This is a genomic window from Novosphingobium sediminicola (genome assembly GCF_014196525.1).
In the GTDB taxonomy this organism is placed as follows: Bacteria; Pseudomonadota; Alphaproteobacteria; order Sphingomonadales; family Sphingomonadaceae; genus Novosphingobium; species Novosphingobium sediminicola.
The window spans coordinates 416,679-429,440 of record NZ_JACIDX010000001.1; the positions used below are offsets into that span (position 1 = coordinate 416,679).

13 protein-coding genes are annotated in these 12,762 nt (G+C 64.4%); 6 read left to right on the forward strand and 7 right to left on the reverse strand.

The annotated features are described in order from the left end of the window. Window positions 1–4: 4 nt before the first annotated feature. A complete protein-coding gene (dprA, locus tag GGR38_RS02075; protein ID WP_183622151.1) occupies window positions 5–1,231 on the reverse strand; it encodes a DNA-processing protein DprA in 1,227 nt (408 codons plus the stop codon). Continuing rightward, the gene (gene plsY / locus GGR38_RS02080; RefSeq protein WP_183622153.1) at window positions 1,228–1,845 is read right to left on the reverse strand and encodes a glycerol-3-phosphate 1-O-acyltransferase PlsY; all 618 of its coding nucleotides are present in this window, start codon (window positions 1,843–1,845) and stop codon (window positions 1,228–1,230) included. The genes dprA and plsY overlap by 4 nt, the downstream gene beginning before the upstream one ends. 132 nt (window positions 1,846–1,977) lie before the next feature. Here plsY and murI point away from each other — a divergent pair, with 132 nt between their 5' ends. Continuing rightward, window positions 1,978–2,793 (forward strand): glutamate racemase, encoded by an 816-nt coding sequence (murI, locus tag GGR38_RS02085; RefSeq protein WP_183622155.1) that lies wholly within the window; start codon window positions 1,978–1,980, stop codon window positions 2,791–2,793. A 160-nt stretch (window positions 2,794–2,953) separates the two neighbouring features. Continuing rightward, on the forward strand, window positions 2,954–4,168 hold the full coding sequence (gene hemA, locus GGR38_RS02090; RefSeq protein WP_183622157.1) for a 5-aminolevulinate synthase: 1,215 nt from the start codon (window positions 2,954–2,956) through the stop codon (window positions 4,166–4,168). Between the two features lie 245 nt (window positions 4,169–4,413). On the opposite strand, the gene pstB is transcribed toward hemA, so the two are convergent. Genes pstB through pstS form a run of 4 tightly spaced genes read right to left on the reverse strand, consistent with a single transcriptional unit; the run spans window position 4,414 to window position 8,076 of the window. Further along, window positions 4,414–5,217: a phosphate ABC transporter ATP-binding protein PstB gene (pstB, locus tag GGR38_RS02095; protein ID WP_183622363.1), complete on the reverse strand. Its 804-nt coding sequence runs from the start codon at window positions 5,215–5,217 to the stop codon at window positions 4,414–4,416. Between the two features lie 50 nt (window positions 5,218–5,267). Then, the gene (gene pstA / locus GGR38_RS02100; protein WP_183622159.1) at window positions 5,268–6,128 is read right to left on the reverse strand and encodes a phosphate ABC transporter permease PstA; all 861 of its coding nucleotides are present in this window, start codon (window positions 6,126–6,128) and stop codon (window positions 5,268–5,270) included. Next, on the reverse strand, window positions 6,128–7,066 hold the full coding sequence (gene pstC / locus GGR38_RS02105) for a phosphate ABC transporter permease subunit PstC (protein WP_183622161.1): 939 nt from the start codon (window positions 7,064–7,066) through the stop codon (window positions 6,128–6,130). The genes pstA and pstC overlap by 1 nt, the downstream gene beginning before the upstream one ends. Beyond that, the gene (gene pstS, locus GGR38_RS02110; protein ID WP_183622163.1) at window positions 7,063–8,076 is read right to left on the reverse strand and encodes a phosphate ABC transporter substrate-binding protein PstS; all 1,014 of its coding nucleotides are present in this window, start codon (window positions 8,074–8,076) and stop codon (window positions 7,063–7,065) included. The genes pstC and pstS overlap by 4 nt, the downstream gene beginning before the upstream one ends. Before the next feature lie 400 nt (window positions 8,077–8,476). Here pstS and GGR38_RS02115 point away from each other — a divergent pair, with 400 nt between their 5' ends. The 4 genes from GGR38_RS02115 (at window position 8,477) to GGR38_RS02130 (ending at window position 11,951) form a co-directional block, all read left to right on the forward strand. Then, on the forward strand, window positions 8,477–9,991 hold the full coding sequence (locus tag GGR38_RS02115) for a hypothetical protein (RefSeq protein WP_183622165.1): 1,515 nt from the start codon (window positions 8,477–8,479) through the stop codon (window positions 9,989–9,991). Beyond that, window positions 9,991–10,596 (forward strand): nucleotidyltransferase family protein, encoded by a 606-nt coding sequence (locus GGR38_RS02120; protein ID WP_183622168.1) that lies wholly within the window; start codon window positions 9,991–9,993, stop codon window positions 10,594–10,596. Before GGR38_RS02115 ends, GGR38_RS02120 begins: the two co-directional genes overlap by 1 nt. Window positions 10,597–10,674: 78 nt before the next feature. Beyond that, on the forward strand, window positions 10,675–11,457 hold the full coding sequence (locus GGR38_RS02125) for a 3-hydroxybutyrate dehydrogenase (protein WP_183622170.1): 783 nt from the start codon (window positions 10,675–10,677) through the stop codon (window positions 11,455–11,457). A gap of 161 nt (window positions 11,458–11,618) precedes the next feature. Continuing rightward, complete coding sequence (locus GGR38_RS02130) at window positions 11,619–11,951, forward strand: hypothetical protein (protein ID WP_183622172.1); 333 nt, start codon at window positions 11,619–11,621, stop codon at window positions 11,949–11,951. On the opposite strand, the gene GGR38_RS02135 is transcribed toward GGR38_RS02130, so the two are convergent. After that, window positions 11,948–12,730 carry a LysR family transcriptional regulator gene (locus GGR38_RS02135; RefSeq protein WP_183622174.1) on the reverse strand — a complete coding sequence of 261 codons (783 nt, stop codon included), beginning with the start codon at window positions 12,728–12,730 and terminating at the stop codon, window positions 11,948–11,950. The genes GGR38_RS02130 and GGR38_RS02135 overlap by 4 nt on opposite strands. Window positions 12,731–12,762 lie beyond the last annotated feature (32 nt).

The following is a 12,762-nucleotide window of genomic DNA, read 5'->3' on the forward strand; positions in this document are numbered from 1 at the left end:
CAAATCACACAATGCGGCTGACCCGCCCCCCGGCATGACGCTGGATCACCCCGCCCAGCTCCAGCTCGATCAGCGCCATCTGCACACCCCCGGCGCTCAGGCCCGACTGGCGCACGATCTCGTCCACCCCCACCGGCGCCGGGCCAAGCAGCGCGGCGATCCGGTCATTGGCATCGGCGCCACCCTCCTCGGCCTCATCCCCGGCCTCATCCGCCTCTGGCAGGCGATCACCGCCAAAGCCATCGAGCGGGGCGTGATCCTCTTCATGGAAATGCGAACGCGACAGGCCGTCGAAACTGGCGATCAGCTCGATAATATCCTCGGCCCGCTGGATCAGGATGGCCCCCTCGCGGATCATTTCGTTGCAGCCATGGCTGCGCGGGTCGAGCGGAGAGCCGGGCACCGCCATCACCTCGCGCCCGTAATCGCCCGCCAGCCGCGCGGTTATCAGCGAGCCGGACTTGAACGCGGCCTCGACCACCACTGTGCCCGCCGCAATCCCGGCGATGATGCGATTGCGCGCCGGGAAATGACGCTGTGTCGGCTCGACGCCCGGGGGCGCCTCGGTCAACAGCAGGCCCTCCTCGGCGATGCGCGATTGCAGCGCGGCATGTTCGGGTGGGTACGCGACGTCGATGCCGCCGCCGATGACGGCAATCGTGCAGCCGCTGGTATAGGTCTCTCCGCGGCCGGCCAACGCGCCCTGATGCGCAGCAGCGTCAATCCCCCGCGCTAGGCCCGAAACCACCGGATAGCCTGCTTCGGCCAGCGCGCCTGCCATTTCACGGGCCAGACGCATTGCACCCGCGCTGGCATTGCGCGCGCCCACCATGGCCACGGGCGCGGCCCGCGACAGATCAGCCCGCCCCCGCGCGATCAATAAAGGCGGAGCCGAATCGAGCTGGCGCAGCAAGGGAGGATAATCGGGCGAATCGTGAAAGATATAGCGCGCACCGGCGGCGCGGACGGCCTTGATCTCGGCCTCGACCACGCCAATGTCGATGGCGCGATAGGGTTTACGGCCCTTGGCGCTGCTGCGTCCATCCCCTCTGGCGGCCAGATCGGGCAAAGCGTCAAGCGCGCGGCGCGCATCGCCAAAACGGCGCAGCAATTGCCCGAAGGTGACCGGACCGATGTTGGGCGAACGGATCAGGCGGATGCGCGCCAGCCCTTCCTCGCGCGTCAGAGTGAAACCTGCGCCCGACTGCGCCTCGTCGCCCGGCTCGCTCATCCCTTTTTTGCGCCCACTTTCGGCTCGGTCCCGGCGCGCAGGCGGGCGATATTTTCACGATGCTGATACAGCACCAGCGCCGCCAGCGCGGCCAGTACCGGCACCATCGCCACATGCCCCAGCGCCAACGCGCCAATCGGCGCGGCCAACGCGGCGCTCATGCCGCCCACGCTGGAAATGCGCGAGAGCTTGAACATGCCCACCCATGCCAGCAGGCACAGCAGCCCGACCGGCCATGCCAGCCCCAGCGCCACGCCCAGCATGGTGGCCACGCCCTTGCCGCCTTTGAATTTCAACCACACCGGGAAGCAATGGCCCACCATCGCCCCGGCCCCGCCCGCCAGCGCCAGCCATGTCGCCCCGGCGGCCCCATCGGCAAATTGCCCGGCAGGCAGCATGCCCGCGATCAGCACCGCCGCCGCGCCCTTGCCGCCGTCGAGCAGCAGCGTGGCCGCCGCCAGACCTTTGCGCCCGGTGCGCAGCACATTGGTCGCCCCGATATTGCCCGATCCGATCGAGCGCAGATCGCCCGCGCCAAAGGCCCGCGTCAACAGCAGACCAAAAGGCACCGAACCCAGCGCGTAACCCAGCACCGAGGCCACCATCAAAGACATTGCATTCACCCTTGTTGGCGCCCGATGTTTTAACCAAAGGGCGCGTTCACCCCTCCTTTAGTCGCAGCGGAGGCTTTGTCGAACCCCCTTCTCTTTCCTTTTTGCCGCAATCCCTCCTAAAGAGGGACTGACATGGCCCCGACTCCCGACGAACTGATCGCCCCTTCCGCCCCCATCCTGCTGTTCGATTCCGGCGTCGGCGGGTTGACCGTGCTCGACGCGCTGCGCCGCCATTTGCCGCAAGCCCCGGTGATCTATGTCGCGGACAATGCGGGCCTGCCCTATGGCACCAAGAGCGAGGCGCAGATCGCGGCGCGCGTGTCGGGCCTGCTGGGGCGGATGACCGAGCGTTTGCGCCCGCGCCTTGTCTGCATCGCCTGCAACACGGCCAGCACGATTGCCCTGTCGAGCGTGCGCGAGGTGCTGGAGGTGCCGATTGTCGGTACCGTGCCCGCGATCAAGCCTGCCGCCGCGATGACGCAGACCGGCGTGATCGGCCTGCTGGGTACGCAGGCGACGATCCGGCAGGCCTATGTGGATCGACTGGAGCATGAATTTGCCGCCGGTAAACGGCTGTTGCGCCATGGTGCGCCCGAACTGGTTGAGGCGGCGGAGGCGAAATTGCGGGGCCTGCCGGTCGATTCCCGGTTGATTGCGCGGGCGGTTGCGGGGCTGCGCGATCAACAGGGCGGGGATCGCATCGATACGGTGGTGCTGGCCTGCACCCATTTCCCGCTCTTGGTGCAGGAGTTGGGCGAGGCATTTGGTCCGGGCGTGCGCTTTATCGACGGGGCCGACGGCATCGCACGCCGCATCGCCTTTTTGACCCAAGGTCAGGAGTTTAGCCGCAATACCGAGGACCTCGCCCTGTTCACCAGCGGGGATGGCATCGCCGGTCTGGAGCCGGCGCTGCACCAGCGCGGGCTGATGCGGATCGCCGTGTTCTGATCGCCTTAATGATCGGTCTGCGACAAAGACGAATACTACTTTTGGACAGAATGCCCTATCTCACTGTTTGACTCTGGTCATTTTATGCATCCCCTCATATGTTCTAAGGGGGGAGAGCCGGAAAGCCGGATCCATACGGTGCCGTTCAGGATTAGAGCCAGTGAACTACGACCAGATTTTCGACGCAGCTATCGACCGCCTGCATTCCGAAGGGCGGTATCGCGTGTTTATCGACATCCTGCGCAACAAGGGCGCCTATCCCAACGCGCGCTGTTTTGCCGGACATAACGGCCCCAAGCCGATCACGGTGTGGTGCAGCAACGACTATCTGGCGATGGGGCAACACCCCAAGGTGATCGCCGCGATGGAAGAAGCGCTGCATGACGTGGGCGCGGGTTCGGGCGGCACGCGCAACATCGGCGGCAACACCCATTACCATATCCAGTTGGAAGAAGAGCTGGCCGACCTGCACGGCAAGCAGGGCGCGCTGCTCTTCACCTCGGGCTATGTGTCGAATGATGCCACGCTCTCCACGCTGGCCAAGATCCTGCCCGGATGCGTGATCTTTTCCGACGAATTGAACCATGCCAGCATGATTGCCGGCATCCGCAATTCGGGCGCGGAAAAGAAGGTGTTCCGTCACAATGATGTCGAGCATCTGGAAGAACTGCTGAAGGAAACCGATCCCAACGTGCCCAAGCTGGTGGCGTTTGAATCGGTCTATTCGATGGATGGCGATATCGCCCCGATCCACGAAATCTGCGATCTGGCGGAAAAGTACAACGCGCTGACCTATATCGACGAGGTCCATGCCGTGGGCATGTATGGCCAGCGCGGCGGCGGCATCACCGACCGCGACAATGCCGCCCACCGCATCGACATTATCGAAGGCACGCTGGGCAAGGCATTCGGCGTGATGGGCGGCTATATCGCGGCGGACAAGCGCATCGTCGATGTGATCCGCTCCTATGCGCCGGGCTTCATCTTCACCACCTCGCTCTCGCCGGTGCTGGTGGCGGGCGTGCTGGCCTCGGTTCGTCATCTGAAGGCGTCGAGCGTTGAGCGCGATGGCCAGCAGGCGGCGGCGGCGGGCCTCAAGGCCATGATGCGCGAGGCCGGGCTGCCGGTGATGAATTCGACCACCCATATCGTGCCGCTGATGGTGGGCGATCCGGTCAAGGCCAAGAAGATCAGTGACATCCTGCTGGCCGAATATGGCGTCTATGTGCAGCCCATCAACTTTCCCACCGTGCCGCGCGGGACCGAGCGTCTGCGCTTTACGCCGGGACCGCAGCATACCGAGGCGATGATGCGCGATCTGACCTCGGCGTTGGTGGAAATCTGGGATCGGCTGGAGTTGAAGCTGGCTGCTTAAAGCGAGTTTATGCCTCCGGCGGGCAAAGGGACTTGTCCCTTTGCAATCCCGTTAAGGGGGTGGTGCCGGATTGGCGGAGTTCATTGAATAAAATTTGAAAGCCTGCGGCGCGGAGAGCTTGGACTCAAAAGCGCCGCAGGCTTTAATTATGGAACTTCGCGTCCGACACACTTTGGCCGAACCCATAGCACAACGCAGACAGTAACGGGAGCGCGAGGGTCTAGACCCTCGCATCATCCCTTTTCTTACCCATACCTACCCGTCACATAATCCCGCATCGCCGCCGTCGCTGGCCGCACAAAGGCCTCACCCGAGGGCCGGAATTCCACCATTTTGCCCATCAGCATAAAGCCGGTGTAGTCCGAAATCCGCGCCGCCTGCTGCAGGTTGTGGGTGACGATGACGATGGTGAAGCTCTGCTTGAGTTCGATCAGCGCCGTTTCCAGCTTCGCCGTGGACAAAGGGTCGAGCGCTGAGGCAGGCTCGTCGAGCAACAGCACTTCCGGCTCCACCGCGATCCCGCGCGCCACGCAAAGGCGCTGCTGCTGCCCGCCCGACAGGCTCAGGCCTGACTTGTCCAGCTTGTCCTTGACCTCGTCCCACAGCGCCGCGCGGGTCAGCGAGGTTTCGACGATCTCATCCATCTGCGCGCGCGAGACATTGCGGTGCAGGCGCACGCCGAACGCGATGTTTTCATAGATCGACATCGGGAACGGCGTGGGCCGCTGAAACACCATGCCGATACGGGCCCGCAACCGGGCATTGTCGCCGTTGATCGCGAGGCCTGCGGCGGGCGGCGCATCCTCGACCGCTTCACGCGGGTTCAGCAGGTTTTCGCCATTGAACAGGATCTGCCCCTCGGCATGTTGGCCCGGATAAAGGTCATAGATTTTGTTCAGCGTGCGCAGCAGCGTCGATTTGCCGCAGCCCGAAGGCCCGATCAGCGCGGTGATCTTGCCCCGCGCCACCGGCAGATCAACGCCGAACAGCGCCTGATGCTTGCCATAGAAGAAGTTGAGCCCGCGCACATCCAGCACCCGCTGCTCCATCGGCGGGGGCAGGATCACGCTGCCGACATCGGCCTGTTTGGCGTCAAAATTCACGACTGATGGCTCCCGCGCGCCAGAGCGCGTCCGATGATGTTGGCGGCAAGGACGGTGATGGCAATCAACAGCGCCCCCACCCATGCCAGCGCGCGCCAGTCGTCAAAGGCCGACAGCGCGAATTGATAGATCGTGGTGGGCAAGGCGCCCATCGGCTGGGTCAGGGCAAAGGACAGGTCGGGATTGCCCAGCGAAGTGAAGAGCAGCGGCGCCGTTTCGCCCGAAATACGCGCAAAGCCGAGCAGAGCGCCCGTCACCAGACCTGGCCGCGAAGCGCGCCAGATGATCGCGCGGATGACATAGCTCTTGCCCGCGCCCATCGCCATGCCCGCCTCGCGCAACTGGTTCGATTGCAGGCGCAGGATGTCCTCGGTCGTGCGCGTCACCACGGGCGTGGCCACAAAGGCCAGCGCCACCGCGCCCGCCCCTGCCGAAAAGCCATGCAGCGGCCGCACCAACAGTTCATAAACGAACAGGCCGATCAGGATCGAGGGCGCCGACAGGAGCACGTCGTTCAAAAACCGCACCACCTCAGCCAGCTTGCTCCCCTCGCCATATTCGGCCAGCCACGTGCCCGCCAGAATGCCGATGACCACCGCCATCACCATGCCGATCGCGCACATTTCCAGCGAACCAAGGATGGCGTTGCGCAAGCCCCCCGGCATTTCGGGCGGCGGCTGGTCCATGGTGAAGATATGCAGAGAGATCCCGCCCAGCCCATTGGCCACCAGCGACCACAGGATGAGCAAGAGCGCGATCACCGCCACGGCGGTGGCCGCCATGGTCAGGCCGACAAAGCCGTAATTGACCAGCTTGCGCCGGGCATGGCGGTCGAAAAGATGCCGGTTGAATGCCATCACGCCTTCTCCCGCCCGATCAGCAGCCGCGCGCCCACCAGCGCGGCAAAGGTAATCACAAACAGCACCAGTCCCAGCGCCAGCAGCGCCGAGACATGCAGATCGCTGCTCGCTTCGGCAAATTCATTGGCGATGGTGGAGGCAATCGTCGAACCGCTGGCAAACAGGCTGCGCGGAAATTCATGGCTGTTGCCGATGATAAACGTCACCGCCATCGTCTCGCCCAGAGCGCGCCCCAGCCCCAGCATCACCGCGCCGATCGCGCTGCGCCGGATATAGGGCAGCATGATCTTGCTCACCACCTCATAGGGGGTGCAGCCCATGCCATAGGCCGCCTCGCGCACATGGGTGGGCACGGACAGCAGCAATTCCCGCAGCACCGTGGCGATATAGGGCAGCACCATGATCGCCAGGATCATCGCGGCGGTGAAGATATTCGCGCCATTGGGGATGCCCTCGAACAGATGGCCCCAAAAACTGTCGGGATCGACCACGTAGAACAGCGGCAATTGCACATGCAGCGCAAACCAAGGCGCCAGCACGAACAGGCCCCACATGCCGTAAACAATCGAGGGAATGCCCGCCAGCAGCTCAACCGCCATGCTGACATATTTGGCCAGCACCGAGGGGCAGAATTCCACCAGAAACACCGCGATCCCCACCGCCAGCGGCAGCGCCATCACCATGGCCAGCCCGGCCGTCACCAGAGTGCCGACAATGGGTCCTGCCGCGCCATAATCCTCGGCCACAGGGTCCCATGCGGCGGAGATGAAGAATTTCGGCCCGAAATGCGCCAGCGCGGGCCAGCCCCCGATCACCAGCGCGATCAGAAGCCCGGCCAGCGTGGCCATCAGCACCATGGCGGCGGAAAAGCACAGCGCCTGAAAAAACGCATCCTGCCGCGCCGCGCGCGAGGGGCCAGCGGTCTCCACGCTCATTTGCCGCCTCCGATGGCGCGCCATTGCTGACGCACCATGGCTTTGAGCGAGGCGGGCAGCGGCACATAGGACAGGCGCGCCGCCGTCGCATCGCCGCGCGCAAAAGCCCAGTCAAAGAAGCGCAGCACCGCGCGGCCCTTTTCCGGGCGCTCCTGTTCGCGGTGCATCAGGATAAAGGTCGCGCCCGAAATCGGCCATGTCCCGGCGCCGGGCTGGTTAAGCAGCAGGACGTAATTGCCTGCCGCCCGGCCCCATGGCGCCGCCGCCGCAGCTGCGGCAAAGCTGGCCGGTTCAGGCGTCGGGAATTGCCCCGAGGCGTTCTCCACGCGGGCATAGCTGACCTTGCCCTTGCGGGCGTAAATATATTCGACATAGCCCAGCGCGCCATAAGTCTGGCGCACAAAGGCCGCCACGCCGTCATTGCCCTTGCCCCCGATCCCGGCAGGCCATTTGACCGCATCGCTGGCGCCCACAATGCGCGCCCAATCGGGCGAGGTCTGGGCCAGATAGGTGGTGAACAGGAAAGTCGTGCCCGAACCATCGGCGCGATGCACCACGGTGATCGGGAAAGGCGGCAATTTTAGCCCCGGATTGAGCGCGGCAATGCGCGGATCGTTCCAGCGCTTGATCCTGCCCAGAAAAATCTCGCCCAGAAGTCCGCCCGACAGGCGCAATTGCCCCGGCCCGATGCCCGGCAGATTGAACACCGGCACGACCCCGCCAATCGCGGCGGGAAATTGGACCAGCCCAGCCTTGTTCAACTCCTCCGGCTTCAACGGCTTGTCGGTGGCGCCGAAATCGACCGTATGGGCGATGATCTGGCGCACCCCGCCGCCCGAGCCAATCGACTGATAATTCAGCTGATCGCCGCTGGCGGCAGCATATTCGCGGGCCCATGCCTGATAGAGTGAGGCAGGAAAGCTGGCCCCCGCGCCGGTGAACGATTCGGCCATGGCGGGCGAAATCATCGCCAGCCCAAGGCCGAACGCCAGCACGGTTTTGCGAAACATGGGCGATTCTCCACCAATGGGCACAGGTCGCCCACATCGGGCGCTAGACATTCCATATGACAACTTTGTGACAATCGCCAAGCCTCGGCACCTTCGCGCAATTTTGGCCCAAGCTGCAAGAATTGCAGGCCATGCCCCACATTTCCGCCCCCATGCGGCAGGCAATGTCATAGAAATGTCATTTTCCTGACCACACCCCTCGCGCCCCGGCGCTTTATCGCCCCACCGACGATTATCTATCTATCCCGATGCGCGCAGCGGTCCTAAACTGGCACGATCAGATCGACGCGCTGACCGGGTCCCGGCGCGATCCGATCGGGGCGGCCGGTTCACGGAAATGGCTGCCAGCCTCGCGGCCCACATGGCTTATGCCACGCTTATGCCACAAGGAATTCGTTCGATGGATTTGCTCAAGCCCCTTGCTCTGGCCCTTCTCGCATCGACGGCTTTGGCGCCCGATGCGGCGATGGCGGGCCCGCAAAAGGCGGCATCCTCGCAAAAGACGGCAAAGCCCTCCCCCAGCCTTCAGGCCCAATTGCAACAGGCGCAGGCGCAAATGGCCCGCATGCAGGCCCAGATTGACGCGCTGGAAAAGAAGCTGACCGCGCTGGCCCCGGCAAAACCGGCTGACGCGCCCGTGCTGGCCGAAGGGCAATCTGCGCCTGAAACCCCGACTCTAGCCGCCGCTGCCGAAACCGCGCGCCATGCCGATGCCACCGCCACGCAGGCGTTGGCCAGCGCGGAAAAGGCGCAGGGCGCCATCGCCCTGACCCAGCGCGCCGTGGCCGCCACCAAATGGGCCGCCAACACCTCGATCTCGGGCGAGATGTTCCTGAACCTGAGCAACATCACCCAGCACAGCGGCGGCGCGAACAATCCGGCCAGCGGCGTGGGCGTCAATCTCAAGCGCGCCTTTCTGGGGGTCAACCACCGTTTCAGCAGCAAGGTTTCGGCCGCAATCCTGCTGGACGCCGACAATGTCACCGGCCAGCCCAGCACGGTCAACCCGCTCACCTCAGCCTCCGGGCTGGTGGGCAAGGGCGTCTATGTGCGCAATGCCTATGGCGAGGTCAAACTGCACCCGGCGCTGACCATCCGGCTGGGCGCGGCGGAAATGCCGTGGATTTCCTATGCCGAGGGCGCGGAAAACCAGCGCCATGTCGAACGCTCGCTGCTCGAACGGGTGGGCTATGGCAATCCGGCCGACTGGGGTGTCCACCTCTCCGGCGACTTCCTGCGTCAGGGCGATACCAGCCTGTCCTATGGTCTGGCGGTGGTCAACGGCGGGGGCTATCGTCAGGCCCGCGTGACCAAATCCATGGACATCGAGGCGCGCCTGTCGGGCACATGGAAGGGCTTTTACGCCGCCGCCGGGGGCTATTACGGCAAGCGGGGCAATGACATCGAATCCATCGCGGGCACCACGGCCTCATCCTTCCGCACTGCCACGCGCATCGACTTTATGGGCGGATACAAGAATTCGGTGATCGGCATCGGCGGCGAATATTTCTTTGCCCGCGACTGGAACAATGTCGCGGTCAATCCCGCGCTCTTTGCCCTGTCGCAGGATACGGCCAGCGGCTGGTCGGGCTTTGCCCATTACAACCTGTCGCGCCAGTGGCGGGCCTTTATGCGCTATGATCAGGTCCACCCCAACCGGATGACGGTGCGCGAATTGCAGGACGATCTGTTTGTGGGCGGCCTGCAATTCTCGCCGCTGAAATATGTCGATCTGGCTCTGGTGTATAAGCGTGAGACGGTCAATGGCGGCTCGCTGGCCACCAGCAATGGCGTGGTGGGTTGCGGCACGGTGGCCACGCCCAATGCCTTTGCCACGGTCTCCGGTCCTTCGGCGCTGTGCAAGGGCAATGGCACCTATGACGAAGTGGGGCTGTTCACCGCGATCCGCTTCTGATGCGCCCTGAAGTCATATTGCTCGCGGCGGGATGGTCGCGGCGGATGGAGGGCGCGGACAAAAGGCTGCTGCCGTGGCGCGGGGCGCCGATGGTGCGCCATGCGGCGCAGCTGTATCTGGCGCTGGGCCTGCCGGTGGTGGTGGTGGGCCGGGCGCGCGATGAGGCGCTGGCGCGGGCGCTCGATGGGCTGGATCTGCGGCTGGTGGCCAATTCCGATGAAGGCAGCGAACAGGGCGCCTCGGCGCGGGTCGGGCTGGCGGCCTGCCTGCTGGACGGGGGCCAGAGGGACTGGGATGGCGTGATCTTTGCGCTGGCCGATCAGCCTTTGCTGAGGCCTGAGGATATTGCCGCGCTGATCGCGGATTTTGCCCAGCATCGCGATGCTGTCATCATCCCGCGCCATGATGGTGTGAGGGGCAATCCGGTGCTGATGCCGGGCGATCTGGCGCTTGGGCTGAACGCGGCGCCTGCGGATGTCAGCCCGCGCGCGTGGATCGAGCGGCACGCCTCGCGCATTGTCTGGCACGATGCGGAACATTCGCGTTTTACCAGCGATATAGATACACCGCAGGACAGGGATCGCCTGCGACAATACGAAAGTTGATTCATCATTCAGGATGGCTAGGTTAGCCCTCCGACGGCCCACGCGCCGCATGAAGATGACAAGAGGAGTAAACCGGCAATGAAACTCGACAAGAAGGTTTGCATCGTCACTGGCGCGGCCAGCGGCATTGGTCTTGGCATCGCGCGGCGCTATGTGGCCGAAGGGGCGCTGGTGGCGCTGGCCGATCTCAACCTGGATGCGGCCGGCGCGGCGGCGGCGGAATTGAACGCGGCAGGCCCCGGCGAGGCCATCGGCATCGCCATGGATGTGACCAGCGAGGATCAGGTCAATGCCGGCGTGGCGCAGGTCGTGGCCAAGTGGGGCACGGTCGATGTGCTGGTATCGAATGCGGGCATCCAGATCGTCAATCCGGTTGAAAATTTCGCCTATGCCGACTGGAAGAAGATGCTGGCCATCCATCTGGACGGCGCGTTTCTGACCAGCAAGGCGGTCTTGCCGCATATGCAGGCGCAAGGTTCGGGCGCGATCATCATGATGGGTTCGGTCCATTCCAAGACCGCCAGCCCGCTCAAATCGGCCTATGTCACCGCCAAGCACGGCTTGCTGGGCCTTGCCCGCACGATTGCGCGCGAAAATGGCCCCAAGGGCATTCGCGCCAATGTCGTCTGCCCCGGCTTCGTGCTGACGCCTCTGGTGGAAAAGCAGATCCCGCAGCAGGCCAAGGAATTGAACATTTCCGAAGAGGATGTGGTCAAGAAGGTGATGCTGGGCCAGACGGTCGATGGCGAGTTCACCACCATCGAGGATATTGCCGAGGTCGCACTGTTCTTCGCCTCCTTCCCCACCAACGCGCTGACCGGGCAGTCGCTGATCGCCAGCCACGGGTGGTTCATGGAATAAGAATCGGGTCTGGTCCAAAGCCGATTCAATTGCGATTCACGGCGAGGCGCTTGTCTGCCAATCTCCGGTCAGGGCGCGTGGATAGGGCCCAATCGATGCGGGCCGCGGCGGATAGTCTCCCGCCCGGTCCGTATCGGTAATCCCCGGGGGGATGGGATCGGATGGCGCAAGAACAGGGCGTGCAGGAAATTGATCGCAACCATGGCTCCGGCGGTCCGCCTGCCCTGCCTCTGCCATCCCGGCCCGAACCGCTGGTGAAGGACAGGCCCCTGCCCCGCCATCTCTCGCTCGCCCGGCCCTCGGTGGGGCTGACTGCGGCCATGGGGGCATGGATCGGCAGTATGGGGCGGATGCTGGTCTCGGGTTTTATCGTCAGGCAACAGCGCGAGGTGCCGCTCTCGCTGCGCGAACGCACCGAGATCACCCAATTGCGCGCGGAAAACCGCCGCCTGCGCGAAAAATTGCAGGCGCTGGAGCGGCAAAAATCCGATTAGGTGGTCAAATGGGCGACCAGCGCCTTGACCTTTTTCTGACGCCATTGCGGCAGAGGTGCCACCAGCCAATAGGCCTTGCGCGCCGGTTCCGCCTCACCAAAGCCGGGGATGCGGCCCAGATCGCGCCAACCCTGCGCCAGCAGCAAAGGTACGCGCGCGCGGCCAAGGCCCGCAGCGGCTGCGGCAATCGCCTGTCCGGCATCGCCCACATGCAGGCCCGCCTCGATCCCCTCGCCCGCCGGATTGGGGTCGCTGGGCCATGCGATCCACTCGCCTTCGCCCACCACTGTCTGCTGCGCCTCGCCGATCGCCACACCTTCCAGATCGCCCGGACCTTCGGACAGGCGCATGGCAAGGTCGAGGTTGGCCTCGGTGAAATCGGTGGCGTCGCCATCGACCAGCACGACGCGGATGTCGGGATTGGCCGCGCGGAAGGCGGCAAGGCGCGGCGCCAGCCATGCGGCGAAAATGTCGCGCGGGGCGGCAATCGTGTAAACATGCGAGGATTGCCCCGCCTGCATCGCCTGCACCGCATCCTCAAATTGCAGGAAACCGGCGCGCAAAGGCTCCAGCCCCGCCTGCGCCTCGTCGGTCAGCTCCAGCCCCTTGGTCGTGCGGCGAAACAGCACCACGCCCAACAGATCCTCAAGCGCGCGGATCTGTTGCCCAACGGCCGCCGGGGTCACGGCCAGTTCGTCGGCAGCACGGGTGAAGGACAGGTGACGCGCCGCTGCGTCAAACACGCGCAGGGCGTTGAGGGGAAGATGGGTACGCTTCATGGGCCGGGTTGTTGCGCGCCGCCGCCCGCTGC

Excerpts from the sequence above, each read along its gene's own strand:
- dprA (WP_183622151.1), bottom strand. The coding sequence starts at position 1,231 with ATGAGCGAGCCGGGCGACGAGGCGCAGTCGGGCGCAGGTTTCACTCTG.
- murI (WP_183622155.1), top strand. The coding sequence starts at position 1,978 with ATGGCCCCGACTCCCGACGAACTGATCGCCCCTTCCGCCCCCATCCTG.
- pstA (WP_183622159.1), bottom strand. The coding sequence starts at position 6,128 with ATGGCATTCAACCGGCATCTTTTCGACCGCCATGCCCGGCGCAAGCTG.
- pstC (WP_183622161.1), bottom strand. The coding sequence starts at position 7,066 with ATGAGCGTGGAGACCGCTGGCCCCTCGCGCGCGGCGCGGCAGGATGCG.
- GGR38_RS02115 (WP_183622165.1), top strand. The coding sequence starts at position 8,477 with ATGGATTTGCTCAAGCCCCTTGCTCTGGCCCTTCTCGCATCGACGGCT.
- pstB (WP_183622363.1), bottom strand. The coding sequence starts at position 5,217 with ATGGAGCAGCGGGTGCTGGATGTGCGCGGGCTCAACTTCTTCTATGGC.
- GGR38_RS02135 (WP_183622174.1), bottom strand. The coding sequence starts at position 12,730 with ATGAAGCGTACCCATCTTCCCCTCAACGCCCTGCGCGTGTTTGACGCA.
- GGR38_RS02125 (WP_183622170.1), top strand. The coding sequence starts at position 10,675 with ATGAAACTCGACAAGAAGGTTTGCATCGTCACTGGCGCGGCCAGCGGC.
- GGR38_RS02130 (WP_183622172.1), top strand. The coding sequence starts at position 11,619 with ATGGCGCAAGAACAGGGCGTGCAGGAAATTGATCGCAACCATGGCTCC.
- plsY (WP_183622153.1), bottom strand. The coding sequence starts at position 1,845 with ATGTCTTTGATGGTGGCCTCGGTGCTGGGTTACGCGCTGGGTTCGGTG.
- pstS (WP_183622163.1), bottom strand. The coding sequence starts at position 8,076 with ATGTTTCGCAAAACCGTGCTGGCGTTCGGCCTTGGGCTGGCGATGATT.
- GGR38_RS02120 (WP_183622168.1), top strand. The coding sequence starts at position 9,991 with ATGCGCCCTGAAGTCATATTGCTCGCGGCGGGATGGTCGCGGCGGATG.